The organism is Methylobacterium sp. E-065 (genome assembly GCF_022829605.1).
GTDB lineage: Bacteria > Pseudomonadota > Alphaproteobacteria > Rhizobiales > Beijerinckiaceae > Methylobacterium.
Window position 1 is genome coordinate 1 of record NZ_JAKSYD010000173.1, and the last position, 19384, is coordinate 19384.

Annotated in this window: 17 protein-coding genes; 9 read left to right on the forward strand and 8 right to left on the reverse strand. The window is 65.0% G+C overall.

Features of this window, described 5'->3' with window-relative positions; genetic code table 11:
- Positions 1 to 414: 414 nt before the first annotated feature.
- From MKK84_RS21680 to MKK84_RS21700, 5 genes are all read right to left on the reverse strand, one after another.
- The gene (locus MKK84_RS21680; RefSeq protein ID WP_243923485.1) at positions 415 to 2229 is read right to left on the reverse strand and encodes a carbohydrate-binding domain-containing protein; all 1815 of its coding nucleotides are present in this window, start codon (positions 2227 to 2229) and stop codon (positions 415 to 417) included.
- A 1219-nt stretch (positions 2230 to 3448) separates the two neighbouring features.
- Positions 3449 to 4048, reverse strand: a complete 600-nt coding sequence (locus tag MKK84_RS21685) for a hypothetical protein (RefSeq protein WP_243923486.1) — start codon at positions 4046 to 4048, stop codon at positions 3449 to 3451.
- Between the two features lie 18 nt (positions 4049 to 4066).
- Complete coding sequence (locus MKK84_RS21690) at positions 4067 to 5242, reverse strand: zinc-dependent alcohol dehydrogenase (RefSeq protein ID WP_243923488.1); 1176 nt, start codon at positions 5240 to 5242, stop codon at positions 4067 to 4069.
- 299 nt (positions 5243 to 5541) lie between these two features.
- A complete protein-coding gene (locus tag MKK84_RS21695; RefSeq protein WP_243923490.1) occupies positions 5542 to 5769 on the reverse strand; it encodes a hypothetical protein in 228 nt (75 codons plus the stop codon).
- Between the two features lie 337 nt (positions 5770 to 6106).
- Entirely contained in the window at positions 6107 to 7264 is a 1158-nt protein-coding gene (locus MKK84_RS21700; protein WP_243923492.1) for a peptidoglycan-binding protein, read from the reverse strand.
- A 555-nt stretch (positions 7265 to 7819) separates the two neighbouring features.
- On the opposite strand from MKK84_RS21700, the gene MKK84_RS21705 reads away from it, so the two are divergent.
- From MKK84_RS21705 to MKK84_RS21715, 3 genes are all read left to right on the forward strand, one after another.
- Positions 7820 to 8314: a hypothetical protein gene (locus MKK84_RS21705; protein WP_243923494.1), complete on the forward strand. Its 495-nt coding sequence runs from the start codon at positions 7820 to 7822 to the stop codon at positions 8312 to 8314.
- Between the two features lie 60 nt (positions 8315 to 8374).
- On the forward strand, positions 8375 to 8917 hold the full coding sequence (locus MKK84_RS21710; protein ID WP_243923496.1) for a hypothetical protein: 543 nt from the start codon (positions 8375 to 8377) through the stop codon (positions 8915 to 8917).
- A gap of 69 nt (positions 8918 to 8986) precedes the next feature.
- On the forward strand, positions 8987 to 9775 hold the full coding sequence (locus MKK84_RS21715; protein ID WP_243923498.1) for a Crp/Fnr family transcriptional regulator: 789 nt from the start codon (positions 8987 to 8989) through the stop codon (positions 9773 to 9775).
- A gap of 120 nt (positions 9776 to 9895) precedes the next feature.
- Here MKK84_RS21715 and MKK84_RS21720 read toward each other — a convergent pair whose 3' ends face one another.
- From MKK84_RS21720 to MKK84_RS21730, 3 genes are all read right to left on the reverse strand, one after another.
- Positions 9896 to 11842: a PAS domain S-box protein gene (locus MKK84_RS21720; RefSeq protein ID WP_243923499.1), complete on the reverse strand. Its 1947-nt coding sequence runs from the start codon at positions 11840 to 11842 to the stop codon at positions 9896 to 9898.
- Between the two features lie 353 nt (positions 11843 to 12195).
- Positions 12196 to 12444, reverse strand: coding sequence for a DUF6894 family protein (locus MKK84_RS21725; RefSeq protein ID WP_243923501.1), 249 nt, complete (start codon positions 12442 to 12444; stop codon positions 12196 to 12198).
- A gap of 146 nt (positions 12445 to 12590) precedes the next feature.
- The gene (locus MKK84_RS21730; RefSeq protein ID WP_243923503.1) at positions 12591 to 13007 is read right to left on the reverse strand and encodes a MucR family transcriptional regulator; all 417 of its coding nucleotides are present in this window, start codon (positions 13005 to 13007) and stop codon (positions 12591 to 12593) included.
- 529 nt (positions 13008 to 13536) lie between these two features.
- Between MKK84_RS21730 and MKK84_RS21735 the strand changes: the two genes are divergently transcribed.
- The 6 genes from MKK84_RS21735 to MKK84_RS21760 all read left to right on the forward strand — a co-directional run bounded on the left by MKK84_RS21735 (position 13537) and on the right by MKK84_RS21760 (position 19201).
- Positions 13537 to 14517 (forward strand): helix-turn-helix domain-containing protein, encoded by a 981-nt coding sequence (locus tag MKK84_RS21735; protein ID WP_243923585.1) that lies wholly within the window; start codon positions 13537 to 13539, stop codon positions 14515 to 14517.
- A gap of 301 nt (positions 14518 to 14818) precedes the next feature.
- Positions 14819 to 16507 (forward strand): PAS domain S-box protein, encoded by a 1689-nt coding sequence (locus tag MKK84_RS21740; RefSeq protein WP_243923505.1) that lies wholly within the window; start codon positions 14819 to 14821, stop codon positions 16505 to 16507.
- Entirely contained in the window at positions 16492 to 16791 is a 300-nt protein-coding gene (locus MKK84_RS21745; protein WP_243923507.1) for a response regulator transcription factor, read from the forward strand. The genes MKK84_RS21740 and MKK84_RS21745 overlap by 16 nt, the downstream gene beginning before the upstream one ends.
- Before the next feature lie 208 nt (positions 16792 to 16999).
- A complete protein-coding gene (locus MKK84_RS21750) occupies positions 17000 to 18154 on the forward strand; it encodes a glutathione-independent formaldehyde dehydrogenase (protein ID WP_243923509.1) in 1155 nt (384 codons plus the stop codon).
- 91 nt (positions 18155 to 18245) lie between these two features.
- On the forward strand, positions 18246 to 18575 hold the full coding sequence (locus MKK84_RS21755) for an FmdB family zinc ribbon protein (protein WP_243923511.1): 330 nt from the start codon (positions 18246 to 18248) through the stop codon (positions 18573 to 18575).
- 59 nt (positions 18576 to 18634) lie between these two features.
- Positions 18635 to 19201 carry a type 1 glutamine amidotransferase domain-containing protein gene (locus MKK84_RS21760; protein ID WP_243923513.1) on the forward strand — a complete coding sequence of 189 codons (567 nt, stop codon included), beginning with the start codon at positions 18635 to 18637 and terminating at the stop codon, positions 19199 to 19201.
- The last annotated feature ends 183 nt before the right edge of the window (positions 19202 to 19384 follow it).

The window sequence follows — 19384 nt, forward strand, 5'->3', positions numbered from 1 at the left end:
CGATGAAGGCACCGGCGCTCCGCCGGAGCACGGTCGCCAGCTCGCCCGATTGTCCGACCTGGCGCATGCGTTCGCCCCCTCGACCCAGGCCTGCCCCGGCGAGACGGGGACCTAGCATGCTCCGTGCCGATAGCAATCAAGGCTCCACCGAACCAGCGCAACGAGCATCATTCACCAAAATGTTGGAACAAATATGTCAATCGAGCAGACTATAATCTGTCGATCGACGCCAGTTCGCAATTTTGCGAAGGTATTTTCGCCGCACAAACCTTACAGCCGGCACCACATCTAGATCCGGACCGGGACAGCATCGAGCACCGTCTTGACGCTCAACCAGCGTCGCCAATCCGAATCTCGTCCTCTGCCGCGTTCATTCAGCGCAACGGAGAGCGCCGAGCGTTACCTGTACAGCCCTCACGCCGTGTGGAAGCCGTTGTTGTCATGATGCGCCTCGAGGGAGAAGACCAAGCTGGCGTCGGCCGACGTGTGACCGGCCGCATCGGTCTCGTAGGCGGTGACCGTGTGCGAACCGTTGGCGCTGCCGTCGGTGGCCAGGACCGGAGCCGTCGTGGTGACCGCGCCGCTGTCGAGCTTGTAGTGCAGCGTATCGCCGCTCACGGCCGGCGCATAGGTCACCAAGCCATCGCTGGAGACGTGAGTCCCACCTGTTCCGGTGTCGTGCGTGAGCGCGACAGTCGGGGCAGTTGGCGCGGCAGCGGCCGCACCGGCTCCGGGCGCACCGGAGCCTGTGCCCGCGCTCATTCCCGGGACGGTAAACTGCTGCGATCCGGTGCTGAGCAGGGTCAGGCCGCTGTGGGCCACGGTCATGCCGTCGTAGCTGGCGCCGTCGACGTATAGGTTGCGATCGGTATCCGCTGAGCCCCCGTAGAAGTCGTTGAGGAAGCTGACGCTGACCGCGTGATCGCCCGAACCAAAGTCACCCTTCACCGTCAAAGTGTCCGACTGACCCGCTGCGTGTGAGGCATGAGCTGTCTGGACGCCACCAACCTGATGGCCATCCACGGAGACGACGTACTGCGCGTCACCGTTGTAGGCGTCCTGGCTGACCTTCAGCACCAGGTGGCTCGCCCCCGTGCCGATCGTCGTGGCGCTCATAGCGGGTGCCGTGCTGCCCGCGCCAACTGCAGCGCTCGTGTCAGGAGTGCCGGTGCTGTTTGACGTAGCGGTCGTGGCGATGGTGACGCCGCCGTTTTGCAGGAGGACGGCCGGGTTGGCCTCCGAGGTCCCGAAGCTGTGCCCATCCAGGCTGACGGTGCTGACATAGAGGTTGCGGTCATGGCCCTCGCTGAAATGCCCGCTGCCGTCGTACGCATCGTTGAGGAAGCGCACTTCTACCGCGTGCGGGCTGCTCGGGCTGAAATCGCCCTTCAGCGCGATGTCCTGCCACTGGTTCTGGCCGTGCACGGCCGAGACGGTCTGCGTGCCGCCCACCGCCTTGCCATCCACATAGACCTGGAATTGCGGATCGCCCTGGTAGTGGTCACCAGAGACATGGACCACTAGGGCATGACCGCCCGAGCCGACGTCAGCTCCGGGCGTGGTCCCAGCGGCAGGCGTGGTATTGGGGGGCGTGGTAATGACCGGTGCGGGATTTTCGCTCGGCTGAGATACGGGAGCCGACGAGGAACCGGACGAGAAGACAGCGGCATAGATCGGCTCAAGATAGGCCTGGACCGCCGCTGCGGTCGGATGCAGCCCGTCGAGGTAAAGAGCCGCATTAGCAGGCGCGGTAGCACTGCCCATGATCGGGCTCGCCGCAATGTCGGCGATCGCGTCAGCGCCAGCGGCGTTTGCCCTCACCGTGTCGTTGTACGCAAGCCGAGCACTTTCGTCAGCGCTCGACCAAGCAAACACAGCGTCGCTCCGCGGAAGCACGGTGGCAACGGCAACCTTGAAGCCCTGCGCATGTCCGTCTTGGACCAGTTTTGCCACTCCGGTGTACAAGACAGAAGCCGTTGCACCCTGCGCCAAGTCGTTGGTTCCGGCCTGGACAACCAACCAATTGGTGCCGGAGCTTGGATCAAAGTCCTTCAGTACAGCGCTCTCGTTCAGCCCAGCCTGCTGACCTACATATGCTCCGGCGAAGGAATGGTTCTTGACTGTGTACGTTCCGCTCAGATCAAGGTTCTTCCATGGGTCCGCACCGCTGATGCTCCCAGCTCCGATGCTGTCCCCGGCTATAACAAGGTTCACGTTACTGCCAGGCATGCCAGATCTTTCTGCCAATACGTTTAAGTAGCCAAATCATTGGAGTTAGGCTATTATAAGACCCGTTTATATTAGGCTAATGACCTTGAATCGCAAATGGCAACGGGCGGCCGAAAGCCATGGGCCCAAATGCTGGACCTCCCAAAGCAGTTCAGCTTGGCCGTCCCACCGTCATACCGATCAGCTCAACGGATTCATCATTGAAGGCAGGCATTGAAAAAATACATTTGGCTACAAGCAGTCATCGCATCCATATAGACGGCCACATTGCGGAATAAATCGCCCCAACTCAATCATAGGCCCCGAATTTTACTCTATATTTATTTGCAGACACAACCATCCATGGCTCAATGAATCGCGTGAGCAGCTTACAAGTCGCACTATAAATTCTAGATTCGCAGTCAAATGATAAGCAAAACGCAAGGGGACTGTATCATTGTTTCATGTGCGCGTCAGCTCGGGCTGATGCTCAAGCACGTGTATCGCCATGGAGAAGACATTCACCGACCAAAGAGCGGATCTCCACGGCGCCGCGTGGCTTGAACGCTTCCGGGAGGGTTGGGATGACGTCGAGCGGCGGTATCTCGGAGACGGGAACTCAACGATCATCGGCCTCCGCGTGCCGCGCTGTGCTGTTGCGGCATATGCCCGGACTTGTCCCGTATAACGATCCTGTGTCCGCGCTGGTTGGAGACGACGACGTCTCCCATCGTGCTCGACTGCTTGCTTCTGGCCGTCGGTAGCGGCGTGGCGGATCAGCAGCTTCTCCTGGATCCAAGCGGCGAAAGTCACCTGCAAGATCAGTAATATGCTTCATCAATATTTTTTATCTAAATCGGATTTGCTGATTTCGGTCAGACTACGTCACTCCGGATTGCCGTCGCGCGCAGCACCGGGTGGTCCGCTTGGCGCCAGTTCCGGTCATTGAGTCCTGAAGGGCAGGTTCTCGAAACCAGACACCGAGGCGTTTCCAGTTACGCCCTTAAATCCATACCAAGCTGGGCTACCCTATAAGCGCGTACGGCTGACCCAACTCGGAGTTCCGCTACGGCTGACCGCATAGCGGAAGTCGGCGGGTACTGCGCCAACGACGCCCCGTCCGAAGTCAGCACAACGGATGTCGAATTGATCGGGGCTGACCTGGGCGGCTTGGAATTCCGCACGCGCGGTGCGGTCGGCCGCCCAGGCTATGCGAGCTGCTGACTTGAAGAGGCGTGCCTCAAGCGGCGGATGTCCGCTTCGACACCGATGCGAGCGGCGGGGCATGTCGCAGGTCGGGCGGCGTCTTGAAGTCCCGGGCCGCGCCGCGGGATGCCTGGACGCCGCGCGGGAAGCCGCTGCGATCCCGATAGGAGCGCTTCCGTCCCACACTGCGGCTGTGCCGCGCCGTGCTGGCCTGAGCGTCCATCAGGTCGACCGCCGTGATGCCGATCAGCAGCGCCAGGGCCACGACGGCATTGCCGCGCTTCGGATTGTCCTCTCGCAGCGCCGTCAGCACGGTCGCAATGTCGAGGCCGTCCCCGGCCACCCGGCTCCACAGGCCGAGGTTCTTGTCGACCGACAGCGAGAGGATGCCGCTGCCGATCTCACGGGCGCCGTAGACGCGCACCAGCGCCTCCTTGCCCTCCATGCCGAGCGCCCGGGTGATGCTTCGGGGCGCCAGAAGTTCCGTGAGACCCAGGCCGAGGCTAAACCAGCCGAGCCCCTTCGCGAGGCTGTCCGGCACGCCGCGCGAACTCGGCCCGGAGCGCAGGACCTTCGGATCTCCCTCGGACCGCGTGATGTTCGAGAGGCTCGCAATGCTTGAGATGTTTGTCATAGTCTTGCTCTCGCAATGTCAGGGTTTGAGAACGACCTTGATGCAGCTGTCCTGCTTGTCCCGGAACGTCCGGTACATCTCGGGTCCCTTGTCGAGCGGAGCCTCGTGCGTGATGACGAACGAGGGATCGATCTGCTCCTCCTCGATCCGGCGCAAGAGATCGGCAGTCCAGCGCTGGACGTGAGTTTGCCCCATGCGGAACGTGAGGCCCTTGTTCATGGCCGCGCCCATTGGGATCTTGTCGACGAGGCCGCCATAGACGCCCGGGATCGAGATCAGGCCGCCCGGTCGGCAGACGTAGATCATCTCCCGCAGCACGTGCGGCCGGTCGCTCTCGGCGAGAAGGATCTGCTTGGCCCGGTCGTAGACCGTGTCGGGCATGGTGGGGCTGACGTGGCTCTCCATGCCGATGCAGTCGATGCATTTCTCGGGACCCTCGCCGCCGGTCAGCTCGTTGAGCCGCTCGACGACGTTCTCCGTTTCGAAGTTGATCGTGATGGCGCCGGCCGCCTCGGCCATCTCCAGACGCTCCGGCAGGCAGTCGATGGCGACCACCTGCTCGGCGCCGAGGAGGATGGCCGAACGGATCGACATCTGGCCGACCGGCCCGCAGCCCCAGATCGCCACGGTGTCGGTGGGCTGGATGTCGGCCTGCACCGCCGCCTGCCAACCGGTCGGGAAGATGTCCGAGAGGAACAGCAGCTTCTCGTCGGGGATGCCCTCGGGCACCTTCTGGACCGTCGTGTCGGCGAACGGCACGCGCAGGTATTCGGCCTGGCCGCCCGGATAGCCGCCCGTGAGATGCGTGTAGCCGAACAGGCCCGCGGTGGTGTGGCCAAAAACCTTGTCGGCGAGGTGCTTCTTGCGGTTGCTCCGCTGACAGACGGAAAAGTAGCCGCGCTTGCACTGGTCGCACTCGCCGCAGACGATGGTGAACGGCACCACCACGCGGTCGCCCTTCTTCACCTTGCCGTTGAGTCCGCGCCCGGCCTCGACGACTTCGCCCATGGTCTCATGGCCCATGACGTCGCCCGGCAGCATGGCGGGGATGAAGTTGTGGAACAGGTGCAGGTCGGAGCCGCAGATCGCGCAGCTCGTGACTTTGATGATGGCGTCGCGCCCGTCCTCAATCTCCGGATCGCTGACGGTGTCGCAGCGGATGTCTTCCTTCCCGTGCCAAACCAAGGCTCGCATCGCCGTCTTCTCCCATCGGATGAGGTGCGAGAGCCGGATCCGGGCGGTACGGCCTATCCGGGCTGGTCTCTCGCGGGGATGGTGGTCGGTATTGCAACGGGGCGAACCGGGGCGGGGGCGGCCACGTTCCCGCGGACAATCCCCTAGGAAACCTCCGGCGTGAGCAGAGGGCTCGCGCTGGAGGACCGCCCGTGCGGGCGGCTCGGCCCCGCGTCAGACGGGCGGAAAGACCTGGATCATCCTGCGAAGGACGCGCGGCGCTCGCAGGTGGGCCGGCAGCAAACCGGTCACGAGCATCCTCAGAAATCCGGCAGCGGATCGCATCCCCGGACGAAGGCCTGGGTGGCACGGATCGAGCGCAGGGTGCCTGTATCCGCACCGTGCTCCAGCGCCTCTCGCTCGAGGGCGCGGAGCTGCTCCAACAGGATAAGACGGCCTCGGTGAGCCGAGTTCGGCAGCCGCTCCTGCACCAGCGCGACCAGCTTGTGCATCATCGGATCGTCGACGGGCTTGGACGGGCTGTGCATGCGGCTCCTCTCACGGTGCAGCCGACCCACCGGAAACGATCACACGGAGTAAGACGCGGGCGATGGCGAGACGACGACGTGACGTGAGCGATCGCCTCCATCCGGATGAACGGACCTGCCCGCCCGGACAGACGATGCCTGTCTGGTTTCCAAGCCCGGAAGCCACGAAGGCCGGGCCGAGGCCGCTTGGAGCGCATCGCGGGCGCGAGGACTGCCGTAGCGCTTAGAGACGGATGCGCCAGCAATAAGCCTCCAGACCCGTGATCAGCCCGCCCGACACCGTCGCCGAGCGGGCTGCCGAGGCGGCAGGACGTGAACCCGCCGCTCAAGGCTTGGGTCAGCGCGTGCCTGATGCTGCGGGCGCGTCGCCGCTGCCTTGTCTGGCGGAGGCCTCGGACTTGGCGGAGCCGCTATCTGATGTGGAGCCGCCCGAATCATTGAAGGACCCGGTCGTCTGCGGGTTCGGATTGCCCGGCGTGTTCGCACGCGCCGTCATGCCGCCCATGAACTCGCCCTGCTCCCAGCGCGACATGCCGACCGTGGCGAGCAGGTTCGTGGTCAGCGTGCCGGTGGGCTCCAGGCCCTGCGCCTGCTGGAAATGCGTCGCCGCGATCGTGGTGTCGTTGTTCCAGTTGCCGTCAAGGTGGCCGGCGGCATAGCCCCGCTGGTTCAGCACCTGCTGGATCTGGCGCACGCCGTCGGCATTCATCCAGATCGGCTCGCCGGGGCTGTCCGTGCGCTCCACGGCGATGCGCTGGTTGTCGACCTGCCGATCGCCGCCCGGGCCGGCCGCCTGGGTCGGCTGCGGCCGTGCCGCGTTGGCGGCCTGCGGGCCTGTGCCGTGCCCGGCCGAGAAGATCGAATCCGTCAGGCCGAGCGCGGCCACGAGGCCGACCTCAAGCCGTCCCGTCGGCTCGAGCGCATGCGCCTGCTGATAGCTGCGCGCCGCCTGAACGGTCGCGGGCCCCCAGCGTCCGTCCACCTGCCCCGTGTTCCAGCCCTGCTGGTTCAGCGCCTGCTGGATCTGCCGGATGCCGGCCGGGCTGACATAGAGGGGCGTTCCGCGGCTGTCCGCGCGCTCGACGACGATGCGCTGGTTGTCGGCTTGCTTGGTCCCCTGATCGCCGCCTTGGCCGCCGCCCTGCCGGTCGCGATTGCCGAGGACGATGTCCTGCTCGAGACCAAGACCGTAAGCGAGCGGTATGGTGAGCGTGCCGGTCGGCTCCATGTTCTGAGCCTGCTGGAAGCTGCGCGCCGCTGCCGCGGTCTGCGGGTTCCACCGCCCGTCGACCGTACCGGTGCTGTAGCCCTTCTGCGTCAAGGCCTGCTGGATCTGCCGGACGCCCGCCGAGCTGACGTAAATCTGTGTGCCCTGCCCATCTGCCTGGTCCTGGGTGATGCGTTGGTTGCTGACGGCCGATTGCTGAGCCTGCGCGTAACCGCCGGCCAAGGTTGCGATCATCGTGCTGACGAGAAAGACATGCTTCAGTGCCATGAAGACCTCCTGGTATGGACGTAGGGTCGAACCGGGCCGTCCTGCGCCAGTTTCCTCCGGATGAACCCGTAGGAAGCCTCCGGTCTGAGCGAATTTCTCAGGCAGCGAGATGATTTACTGCAGTGTTCAATCGAAATCGCGTCGAACCTACGGGAATGCCCGGATCGTTCTGGGAAGCGTCGAAGATTACTGCTGTGCCTCAAGGTCGCGCCAGCTGGCCGCCGGTCCGGAGGGACGCGATGACCGATGTCTTTTCGGATGCAGAAGGCGAGGCTTGCGCGCTCGAAGCCGCCGCCGCGATCGAGGCGGTCCTCGACCAACGGTGCCCGGACCTGAAGCGCGCCTTCTGGAGCGCCGTCGAGAAGCACTATCGGCCGGCCCCTGAGCCAGGGGGGCGGTCTCTGGCAGCACCGAGGCCGGACCCGGAGGCTCGGCCGCCTGCCTCGTTCCGATCGGGTTTGCCCTAAGGACGTATCGCAGGAAACGGTGGCGGCAGCGGCCGGTTCGCGACGATAGTGACGCCTGCGGCGCACGGGATCTCGCGACAGGCTGATCATGGTAGCCGTCCTCGAACGCGCGTTGGGCGTCCTCGTAATGGGGATCGTTCTTCTCGACGTCTTCCTCACTGTTCTTTACGCGCGCATCGGAACCGGCCTGATCGCCGAGCGTGCCGCGCATCTCACCTGGATGGTCTTTCGCCGCGCTGCCGATGCGGCCGGGACGCATCGCGGAGCGGTGTTGTCCTTCTGCGGACCGGTCATCCTCCTCCTCTACGTCCTGCTCTGGGCCGTAGGCCTGACGCTCGGCGCTGGGCTCATCATCCACCCTGGGCTTGGGATAGGCGTGCAGGCGGGCAACGGCCCCACGCCTACGGGTGTCTTCACTGCGCTCTATGCGGGGGGCAGCAGCATGGCGATCGTCGGGGCGAGCGATTTCAAGCCTACGACCGACGCCTACCGACTCGTCTACTTGGTGAATTCGCTGATCGGGATGTCGGTGACCTCGCTGGTCCTGACCTACGTCATGCAGGTCTACGGCGCCCTTCGGTAGCGCAACGCGCTCGGGCTACAACTCCATATCCTCGCGGCGGAAACCTCCGACGCCGGTGAGTTGCTGGCGCGGCTCGGACCTCGCGGGCAGTTCAGCGGCGGCTACAGTCACTTGGTCGCGCTTGCCGACGCGATGGCCGCAATGAAGGAGACCCACCATTTCTACCCGGTGCTGTTCTACTTCCGGTTCCAGAAGCCTTATTATTCCGTGTCGGCGCAAGCTTACCTCACCCTCGACACCGTGTCGCTGATCCGCAGCACGCTCGCCGGCGAGGATACGGCATGGTTGAAGGAAGCCGCGGCGGTCGAGGCGCTCTGGCGGGTGGCCCAGATGCTGGTCGTCACCCTCGAAACGACTTTCCTGCCGGGTGATCCGCCTGTCACGAAGGCCGTTGATCCGCGCGAGCGACAGCGCTGGCGTGCCCATTGGGGGAGGGGCATGTCCCGGCTTGCCGAGGCGGGCATTGCGGTCGCCCAAGAAGAGGCGGCCGTACAGGCCTATATCGACCTGCGCACGCAGTGGTGGCCGCACATCGCCCGGCTTGCCCCGGCGATGGCCTATCGGAGCACGGACGTCGAAGGGCGTGGACCGGAGGTGTCCTAAGGGACGGGACGGATGCACGCGCCGCGCGTCAAGACCGATGGATAGAGCCCCCGTCTTGGAGCAAGCCCAATGGAGACAGTCGTCCCGATCGCCGTGATGGATCCAACCGTATCCGGACGTGTACGTCCGCGGCGGCGGACGGCGCCGGAGGGAGTCGACCCCATCTCTGCGTTGATCCGCAAGCTCGACGGCTTCGCCCCGCTGACGGAACCGGATCGGGCGGCGCTCGTCGGCTTGGCCCGCTATGTCCGGCCGGTCGAGCGGCACACCGTCCTCGTGGAGCAGGACGGCGTGGCCGACCATGCCCTCGTGGTCTTTGCCGGGTTCGTCAGCCGGTACAAGCGTCGCGCGTCGGGCCGGCGCCAGATCCTCGCCTATCTCATCCCCGGAGATCTCTGCGACCGCGGCGCGCTCCACGGTTACCCCCTCGACCACACGATCGAGACCCTGACCCGCTGCCGGATCGCTAAGGTCCCGCGCACGGCCTACCTTGAGCTGATCGGCGAGCATCCCGGTGTCGCGCTCGCGTTGCAGCGGGCGAAGCTCGCCGAAGAGGCGACGGCCCACGAGTGGATGGCCAATATCGGGATGCGCTCGGGCCCTGAGCGCATGGCCCATCTCCTGTGCGAGTTGCTGGAACGCCTCGGCTCGATCGGGCAGGTTGCGGCCGGTCAGTTCGATATGCCGTTGACGCAGACGGATCTGGCCGAAACGCTCGGCCTGTCGAGCGTCCATGTGAACCGCGTGCTGCAAACCTTGCGGCGCAACGGTTTGATCACGCTGCAAGGGCATCGCCTGCAGATCCTCGCGCCGCGACAACTGCGTGAACTCGCCGAGTTCGAGGCGGGGTACCTCTGAAAAGCGCTCTCCACCGACGTGGATGCCAGTGCGGCGCAGGTGGAGCATCGCCCCAGTCCCGGTTAGCCGGGCGGTGCTTCACCGCTCACCACCATGTCAAGGCCAGGAGCCGCGTATCTTCTAACGGTCGCCGTGCTCATCGGTGTCGCGATTCTGTTCGGCGGGGCGCACGCCGGCAGCTGACGCGATGAGAACAGCCTCGGGCAGGGTATGGACGCCGAGCGTCTCCATGACCCGAGCCCGGTGGATCTCCACCGTGCGCGGACTCAGGCCCAGCGTCCGGGCGATGGTCTTGTTGGTCCCGCCCGCGAGCAATCCCTCAAGCACCGCGCGCTCGCGCCCCGACAGGGTTGCAACCCGGTCCCGAGATGCGTCGCGCGCGCGCGACCGCTCGGCGACGACGCGGATACCGGCCAAAGCCGTTCTCACCGCCAGGAGCAGCGCCTCCGATGTCCCGGGCGCTTCGAGGAAATCGATAGCCCCCGCCTTCATGGCGCGGACGCCGAAGCCGACATCGCCCTTGCTCGCCCCGATCGCCACGACAGGCAGGTGCGCACGATGGGCCTTCAGCTGGCTTGCCGTCGCGAAGCCATCGGCCTCCTCCAGTTCGAGCACGACGCAGCCTGGCATCAGGGAGCCCGCTATCTTGAGGAGGGCCTGATTGTTCGCGAAGGCCTGAACAGCGTAACCGCCGGCTTGAAGGGCGGCGACGCGGTCCTGCCGGGCGGCATCCCTACCCGCAACCACGTAGGCGCGCAGGCTGTTCACGACGGTGATATCCTGCGCGATCCCACCGGCCGATCGAATATGCCCGTCCTCCGCCGGGACCGGGAAAAGGGTATCGCGGATCCGGCGCACGGTATGGTCCGAAGCGCGCAGGATCCGGTACTCGAGAACCAGCGTCTCACCGTCGCGGACCCTCTCCAACGCCTGAGCCGCGGCGTCGCGGTCCTCCGGGTGGACGCTCGCGAGCCAGGCTGCAATATTTGGCATGTCCTTTCCAGGCATGCCCCAGACCTGTGCAAAGGCCGGGCTGAGGTAATCGAGCCGCCCGGTCTCCAGATCGGCGAGCCAGAGAACGTTGGCCGAATGCTCGGCGAAGCGCCGGAACCGGGCCTCGCCCGCGCGCAGGGCCGCCTCTGCGCGCTTTTCCCGATCGACGTTCTGCACCACCACGATGACTTGCCGAATTCGGCCATCGCCGCCGTGGACCGGAATGCCGCTGATCCGCATCCAGCACTCGTTGCCCTCCCTTGTCCGATGCAGAAAGCTCACGTTCTGCGTAAGCTCGCCCCGCATCGCCCGTGCGAACGGATAATCGTGCGGGCTCAAGACCCCGCTCTCCGGGTCGAAGCCGGTCCAGTGCGGCTGCACCTCCGGATCGAGGGAGGGGAGCCTGCCGCCGGGGAGATATTCTCGAAGGAGCGGATTGGTGAGCAGGGCTCGCGCTTCGATGTCAAACAGCCCAGCCCCGAACCGGAGATGCTCGATCAGAGTATCGAAGCGCGTCTGTTGCGTCTCAATCTCCCGCATGGCGGACCGGAGACGCTGCTCCGTTTGAATCCGGGCGGTGGTTTCATGGACGTGACAGAGCACACCCTGCACGCTGCCGCCTGCGTCCCGCACCGGCGAATAGGCGAACGTCCAGACGCTCTGCTCCCGCGTGCCATGGCGATCCACTGTAACGCTGTAGTCCTGCAAATAACTGGCTTCACCCCGCAGCGCCCGCTCCGTCACAGGTCCGACCTGCTCCCACGACTCCTCCCACACCTCGGGGAAGGGACGCCCCAACGCCTCGGGCTTGATGCCGAGGATCGGCCGGTAGGCGTCGTTGTAGAAGCTGATCAGGTCCGGCCCCCAGGCAAGGTAGGTCGGAAAGGCCGAGTTGAGCATGCCGCTCAGTGTGTACCGGAGCGCTTGGGGCCATGTTTCGATCGGACCGAGCGGCGTCGACCTCCAGTCATGCTCGCGGATGCGGATGGCAACCTGACCGCCACCCGTGAGAAAATCTCCGGCCTCCACGTTGTCGACCTCCCAGACTCGCGTCGTAGCAGCATGTCGGCGCACGGCCCAGATCTTTGGCCATCATCGCTTGCCACATCGTTGGATCTGTTGTGGAGGCAAAAAATCAAATAGGTTAGAAGGCGGATCTCTCAATCGAACACGTGCGAGCTTTGGTTGGCCAATCGATGGCGATGATCTCGACTCATATCAGATAAGCTTGCCCGGGTCGGCCGCGATGGCATCCTCGGCAAAGCGCTTCTCGAGCCTGAAAATGAATTGCTTTCCCGTCTTCGATCGCGCGGGCGCTGATTGTTCCGTGAGCTGCGCCAGTGATTGAAATATCGGTTATGCAGCATCGCGCGCGCCGATCGCGGGCAGGTCTGCAGACGGACACAGTTGAATGACGGCGGAAAATCTCAATCGCAACCAGCACCGGTCCGCTGAGCCGTTGAGAGCCGAATGCTGAACAGATTCCGCGCGGCTGCATCGGTAACCATCATGACGCATTCACCGCCGGACCAAAGGTCATCCATGACGTTATCGATCATCAACTCGCGAATGATCCTTAAGGCCTCCATCCTGGCGGCCCCTAGATCCTCAAGATCAACTCCGTCTGTATCGACGTAGTGACGCGATCCATCGATGTGGAAGAAGTAGCGGGGCATTTATGGCTCTGCCTAATCGGGCGAGCAAATTTAGGGGGCTCGGCAAGGGTCGGATCGGCCGAGTGCGCATAATCTGTCGGCTCTTCCGAGGCTGCAGTTCAGTGCAGTTTGCGGCGCCCGCTGGCCGCCGACGCCGCCCAGAGAGCCTAGCGCGGCTCTCCCAAGCCGATGGCCTTGGCAAGGGCGGAGCGTTTCTCGGCGTAATTCACCGCGACCATTGGGTAGTCGACAGGCAGGCCATAGCGCGCACGGTAACTGCGTGGGTCGAGCCCGTGACCAGTCAGGTGCCGCTTCAGCTTCTTGTAGCCTTTGCCGTCGATAAAACTGATCAGCGCACCCGGCGTGACCGACTTGCGGATCTGCGCGGGTGTCGCCTTGGTGCTGGTCCTGATCGGCGTGTCCTCTGCCGCTCCGTTCGCAAGACCGTTCAACGCCGCATGGATAGAGCCGATGAGGCTCGGAAGCTCGGACATAGTCAAGGAATTGTTGGCAACATAAGCCGAAACGATAGTGCCGGCCACGTCCAAAGTGCTGACGGGACGACTGGTATTGATTTGCGCCATGAATCCCAATCCCTCGATCGATTTTCTAGTAGTGGTTATATTGATTTCAATATTGTGATGATTAACTTGAACGGCCGATGAATTTCGATCAGAAACTACAATGATTATGCAGGAACACTCTAAATTTGATTTGATACGGCAAGTGGTAATCGCTCGAACCAAACTCTGAAATCGACAATCTGGAGCGGATACTGACAGCTTGGCTTTTCGCCGCGATCCTCCACCGGCATCACGGAGTGCGTCGCGATTCAGGCGCGATCCCCACCATCGGCCCTCGCAGCTTCAGAAATTGAGCCTTTGTTCGGATCGATGCCGTCCGCAAAATCCTGGCGTCGATCGCACACTAAAACGCGGCGCGCCTTGCACGCCTTGCCCCGGGTGGTGGTCCCGCCGTCTGCGTTGAAGCAGAAGCATGTCAGACGATCTCTTCAAGCCCAAACTGGTGCCGCCGGTTGCCTTCAATCACCGAGGCACAATAAATCATGTTAGTGCAACTTCTAATCGGCTGGGTCGGCGCTCATTGTCGGCCATGCGGACATGCGAGGGCCATGTGAAGACCGTATTCTCCACGGATCACGTCCACCCGCGGGACCGTTTCGCGTTCTGGCACGATGTTGCCCGAAAGGGTGTCGTTGATCACGAATCCATCCCGGGATGCCGGAATACGTTTCGCGCTGAGCTCCGCGCCGGCACGGTCGGCGCCATCGGACTTGTCTCGTTCCAGAACTCGGACATGTCGGTCACCCACACGCGCCGTCACATGGCGCACGCCAACACCGACGAGCTGTTCGTCTGTCGCCAATCCGGCGGGCAGATCGCCCTCGAGCAGGACGGCCGCCACGTCGTGCTGGGGACGGGGGACATCACCTTGATCGACCCGGCGCTGCCCTACGAGGGACGGTTTTCCGAAGCCTCGGACGTCCTCGTCTTGAAGGTTCCGCGGCAGCTCATGGAAGCCCGCCTCGGGAAGATGCGGGAGATGACGGCCCGGGCGATCCAACCGAGCTCGGCCGAGAACAGTCTGCTGTCAGCGAGCTTGGGGATGCTGCCGTATCACACGGACGGTTTGAGCTCAGCCGCCGAAGCGCTTCTTGAAGCGCACCTGCTCGATCTGATCACCCTGTCCGTCGGGCGGACGATGGGGCAGGACAGGTCACGCGCATCGCCGTCCCGCTCGCTTGTCCGCGTGGAACTGCGGGCCGTGATCGAAGCCCGCTTGTCTGACCGGACCCTCGACGCCGGCTCGGTCGCCAGCGCGGCCGGGGTCAGCGTGCGATACGCCAATGCGGTGCTGGCCGACGAAAACACGTCGATCGTGCAGCTCATCCAGACGCGGCGCCTCGCGCGCTGTCGGCGGGCCCTGGAAGATCCCCTGCAAGGCGGCCGGACGGTCAGCGAGATCGCCTATGGCTGGGGGTTCTCGGACATGACCCATTTCGGCCGCCGGTTCAAAGCCGCCTACGGCGTATTGCCCAGCGTGCATCGCCGCAGCGTCGGACAGAATCATTGAACATCCAGAGCGCTCGATGGTCGATCAGGCGCTCGGATCCCGCTGATATGCGTCAGGGTCCGGTGGCCCGGGACGTTTGAAGCTCGGTCAGTCCGTGACGCAGGTCGTCAACTCGGTTCCGGCCTGCTGTAGCGACGCGCAGCGCCAGGTCACCGAGGATGCCAAGACGTTTCTGTCTTAAGTTATATTCGCTCTTCGTAAGGGGGATTAAGAAATACCATCTCAGGTAGAGCGTCCGCGTATCCAATTCGCGCCGGCGTTCGGAACACGCCGCTGTCCGCTCGCTATGCCTCGGATGACCATGGCTCACATATCGGATACCCTGTTGCGAGTGCCGGACGGCGCCCACGTATTCGGCAGTCTGGTCGAGCATACGGCATGGCTTTCGGCCCAAAGGGAAGCCTTTCACGCTGCCATCAACGGCGCGCCGCTGGCCGAGTGCCTGGGCATCCTCGTTGCCACGGCCTGCTCCCAATCCGGTAGCGGCCTTCGCTCCGCCTTCTACCTGACCAATCCGGGCGGCACCGGGCTGCAGCACGTCATCGGCATGCCCGAGCCCTATGCCGTGGCCGTGAGCGGCATCAAGATCGGGCCGGACTCGCTCGCGTGCGGTCTGGCTGTCTTCACCGGCCAGCCGGTCATCACCGTCGACGTGCAGAAGGAGCCACGCTGGCAGCCATGGCTCTGGTTGGCCGAACAGCACGGTTTCCGGGCCGTCTGGTCGTTCCCGGCAGAAACCGCAGCGGGTCGGATCGTCGGCACCTTCGCCGTGTACGTCCGCGCGCCGCGTGAGGCCACGCCCCGCGATCGCGAATTCGCCGCCGCCCTGACCCAGACCGCGGCGATCATCATCGCGCAGCACAGGCACGCCGCAAACCTGATCGAACGGCGCGTTGCGGACGTGGCAATGCGCGCGAGCGAGGAGCGTTTCCGGGCTGTCGCCGAGCAAGCCGAGGCCGGCATCGTCATCGTCGATATCGCCCATCGGATGAGCTTCGTGAATGATCGCTATTGCGAGATCCTGGGGCGCCCGCGCGATGATCTGCTCGGCCGCACCGTGCAACAGCTGACCCACCCGGACGACTGGACATCCAACGAACCCCTCTACCGGCGCGCCATGGCGGAAGGCACATCCTTCACGATCGAGAAGCGCTACCTCCAGCCGGACGGTACGACCGTGTGGGTGCGCAACGTCGTCAGCGCCCTTCGCGATGGGACGGGAGCCATCGTGGGTGGCCTTGCGGTCTCCCTCGACGTCACCGAACGCCATCAGGTCGAGGCGGCCCTGCGGGAGAGCGAGGAGCGCTTCCGACGCTTCGCCGCGCATTCGGCCAACCTGCTCTGGCTCGCCGATCTGGCGAGCGGAAAGCTTGACTACCTCAGCCCGGCTTTCGCGCAGATCTGGGGTATGCGTCCCGAAGATATGCCGGATCTCGCGCGCTGGCTGGCGAGCGTTCACCCCGAGGATCGCGACGCCGCCGCGCAAGCGATCGAGCGCGTCGGCAGTGGCGAGACACTCGTGCTGGAGTACCGGATCCAGCGTGCCTCCGACCAAGCGGTGCGCCGCATCCGCGACACCTTCTTCCCGATCCCAGGCCTCGACGGACGGATCCGGTCAGCGGGTGGGATCGCGCAGGACGTCACCGTCGACACGGGCCTGCGCGCCTATGTGGTCGCGCCCCAGGATGACGCCCGGCATGGGCTCGTCGGCACGCTGCAGGCCGCCGGGTACGAGGTGCAGGCTTTCGGGAGCGGTCAGGCCTTCCTCGAGATGGCGGGTTCACTGATAGCGGGCTGCGTCGTTTTCAGCCTGGGCGATGCCAGCGGCCTCGCTCTCCTGAGCGCGTTGAAGGCGGCACGCGCGCATCTGCCCGTCGTGGCAATCGGTGCGAGCGGCGGCGATGTCGGCTTCGGGGTCCGCGTCATGAAGGCGGGAGCGGTCGACTACCTTGAAGCTCCGTGGACGCCGGAGGCTTGCTGTTCGCGGTGAGAACGGCGCTCGCGGAGTTCCACGCCGAGGCCGATCGGGCGCGCGGGGGCGATGAAGCCCGGAGCCGGATTGCAGGGCTTTCCACGCGCGAGCGCGAGGTGCTGGAGGGGCTGCTCGCTGGCGGCACCAACAAGACCATCGCCCGGACGCTGGGCCTGAGCCCGCGTACGGTGGAGATCCATCGCGCCCGGGTCATGGAAACGCTCGGTACCCGCACGCTGCCCGAGGCGGTGCTCATCGCGACGGCCGCCGGCGTGCGGCCTGCTGATCGCGACGGCCACTAGCGCGAAGCCCGGCGCTGACGTCGGAATTTGCCGCTCGACCGGCCGGGCATCCTCGATCCGACCCGCTTCGCCCGTTCGTGCTCGGGTCCCCCATTGAGGGAGGCACAGATCGCCCCCGGAGAACACCGTAGGCATCGACCGGATAGTGTGACGGCCGTCAGCATGTACTCCTTTCGCCTGGCAAACAGTCCCAGGTCAGGAGAGCGCGATGCGAGCTGTCGTCTATAATGGCCCACGCGATGTCGCCGTGCAGGACGTGCCCGACGCGCGGATCGAGCGGCCGACCGACGTGCTGGTGCGGATCACGAGCACCAACATCTGCGGCTCCGACCTGCACATGTACGAGGGCCGGACCGATTTCCCGCGCGGGGGCGTATTCGGGCACGAGAACCTCGGCCAGGTGGCCGAAATCGGCAAAGCCGTCGATCGGGTGAAGGTCGGGGACTGGGTCGCCATCCCCTTCAACATCGGCTGCGGCTTCTGCAAGAACTGCGAGCGCGGCTTGAGCGCGTTCTGCCTGACGACGGCCGATCGCAGCGTCGTGCCGAACATGGCCGGCGCCGCGTACGGCTTCGCCGATATGGGGCCGTATCGGGGCGGCCAGGCCGACCTGCTGCGCGTTCCCTACGGCGACTACAATTGCCTGAAGCTGCCGCCGGATGCCGAGGAGCGGCAGAACGAGTACGTGATGCTGGCCGACATCTTCCCGACCGGCTGGCACGCCACCGAACTCGCAGGCCTGCGTCCCGGCGAGTCGATCGTCATCTACGGGGCCGGCCCGGTCGGCCTGATGGCGGCCCATGCGGCGATGATCAAGGGCGCCTGCATGGTGATGGTCGTCGATCGCCATCCCGACCGGCTGCGCCTTGCGGGTTCGATCGGCGCCCTGCCCATCGACGACTCGAAGGGCTCCCCGGTGGACCAGGTGCTGGAATTGACCAACGGCATCGGGGCCGACCGTGGCTGCGAGTGCGTCGGCTACCAGGCGCATGATCCGCAGGGGCACGAGCACCCCAACATGACCATGAACGACTTGGTCAAATCGGTGAAATTCACCGGCGGCATCGGCGTGGTCGGCGTCTTCACCCCACAGGATCCGGCCCCGCAGGACCCACTCTACAAGCAGGGCGAGATCGTGTTCGACCACGGCCTCTTCTGGTTCAAGGGTCAGACGATCGGCGTCGGCCAGTGCAACGTGAAGGCCTATAACCGGCAGCTGCGCGACCTGATCTCGACCGGCCGCGCGAAGCCGTCCTTCATCGTCTCGCACGAGCTTCCGCTGGGAGACGCACCGAACGCCTACCGGCACTTCGACGCGCGCGACGAGGGCTGGACCAAGGTGATCCTCAAGCCCGCCGCGTAACCGGCCAAGCCGACTTATCAAGCCGGGCGGGCAGCCGCTCGCCCGGCCTTTCCACCCGCTGTCAGACGGGCTTGGAGCGTGAGGACGCCATATGCCGCTCTACGACTACGCGTGCGACGCCTGCGGGTCGTTCAAGGCCATCCAGCCGATGGCGCAGTTCCGGGACCCCTGTGCCTGCCCGGAATGCAGCGCTGGGGCCGCACGGACGTTCCTGAGCGCACCCGCCATTATCGGCGGCAGCGCAGGTGGCCGCTTCACATGCGCGGCTACCGAGGCGCGTGCGACCCACGCGCCCCGGGCCTCCAAGGCCCATCCAGCCGGCTGCGGCTGCTGCATCCGCCGCGCGCGCCTTCCCGGCGCTCTCTCCGCGGGCGGACGGGTCTTCACGGCGCACGGGCCAGTCCGGCCCGGCGGTCCGTAACGGGGCCCGCACGAGGCTGCACCCAGCGCGCACAATCCCAATCTCACCGAGGAACAATCATGGCTTCCGACACCCTCAACGGCCTGAAGGTCGCAATCCTGATCACGGATGGTTTCGAGCAGGTCGAGATGACCGAGCCGCGCAAGGCGCTCGACCAAGCCGGTGCCGAGACCCGGATCGTGTCGCCGAAGGACGGCGCGGTGAAGGCCTGGAAGTTCACCGAGTGGGGCGATCAATTCCCGGTGGACGTTCCCCTGAACAAGGCTCGCCCAGATGAGTACGACGCGCTGCTGCTACCGGGCGGCGTGATCAACCCCGATACGCTGCGAGCGATCCCCGAAGCCGTGGCGTTCGCGAAAAGCTTCTTCGACGAAGGCAAACCCGTCGCATCGATCTGTCATGGCCCCTGGACCATCATCGAGGCGGGCGCCGCGCGCGGGCGGCGCCTGACCTCCTGGCCGTCGCTCCAAACCGATCTCCGGAATGCAGGAGCCGATTGGGTGGATGAACAGGCGGTCGTGGACGGCAACTTGGTCACCAGCCGTAAGCCCGATGACATCCCGGCGTTCAACCGGGCGGTGATCACGCTATTCGCCGGTGCGCGCAGGGACGTTCGGTCCGCGTGAGCCGAACACGTCCGGGTCGCTGCGGCAACGCCGTGTAGCCAGCGGCTGCCGCGGGTCACGCGCGCCCTCGCTGACTGGCGCAAGCAGCGGGAGACACTCGGGCGACCGCGTGCGTTCGCCCGAGTGTCTCCCATCTCTGCGCCCGCCTGGGCCGGAGATCGATGCTTCATGCAGCAGCCCGCA

Coding starts and splice junctions, on each gene's coding strand:
- MKK84_RS21680 (WP_243923485.1), bottom strand. CDS start 2,229: ATGCCTGGCAGTAACGTGAACCTTGTTATAGCCGGGGACAGCATCGGA.
- MKK84_RS21685 (WP_243923486.1), bottom strand. CDS start 4,048: ATGACAAACATCTCAAGCATTGCGAGCCTCTCGAACATCACGCGGTCC.
- MKK84_RS21690 (WP_243923488.1), bottom strand. CDS start 5,242: ATGCGAGCCTTGGTTTGGCACGGGAAGGAAGACATCCGCTGCGACACC.
- MKK84_RS21695 (WP_243923490.1), bottom strand. CDS start 5,769: ATGCACAGCCCGTCCAAGCCCGTCGACGATCCGATGATGCACAAGCTG.
- MKK84_RS21700 (WP_243923492.1), bottom strand. CDS start 7,264: ATGGCACTGAAGCATGTCTTTCTCGTCAGCACGATGATCGCAACCTTG.
- MKK84_RS21705 (WP_243923494.1), top strand. CDS start 7,820: ATGGTAGCCGTCCTCGAACGCGCGTTGGGCGTCCTCGTAATGGGGATC.
- MKK84_RS21715 (WP_243923498.1), top strand. CDS start 8,987: ATGGAGACAGTCGTCCCGATCGCCGTGATGGATCCAACCGTATCCGGA.
- MKK84_RS21725 (WP_243923501.1), bottom strand. CDS start 12,444: ATGCCCCGCTACTTCTTCCACATCGATGGATCGCGTCACTACGTCGAT.
- MKK84_RS21730 (WP_243923503.1), bottom strand. CDS start 13,007: ATGGCGCAAATCAATACCAGTCGTCCCGTCAGCACTTTGGACGTGGCC.
- MKK84_RS21735 (WP_243923585.1), top strand. CDS start 13,537: ATGCGGACATGCGAGGGCCATGTGAAGACCGTATTCTCCACGGATCAC.
- MKK84_RS21740 (WP_243923505.1), top strand. CDS start 14,819: ATGGCTCACATATCGGATACCCTGTTGCGAGTGCCGGACGGCGCCCAC.
- MKK84_RS21750 (WP_243923509.1), top strand. CDS start 17,000: ATGCGAGCTGTCGTCTATAATGGCCCACGCGATGTCGCCGTGCAGGAC.
- MKK84_RS21755 (WP_243923511.1), top strand. CDS start 18,246: ATGCCGCTCTACGACTACGCGTGCGACGCCTGCGGGTCGTTCAAGGCC.
- MKK84_RS21760 (WP_243923513.1), top strand. CDS start 18,635: ATGGCTTCCGACACCCTCAACGGCCTGAAGGTCGCAATCCTGATCACG.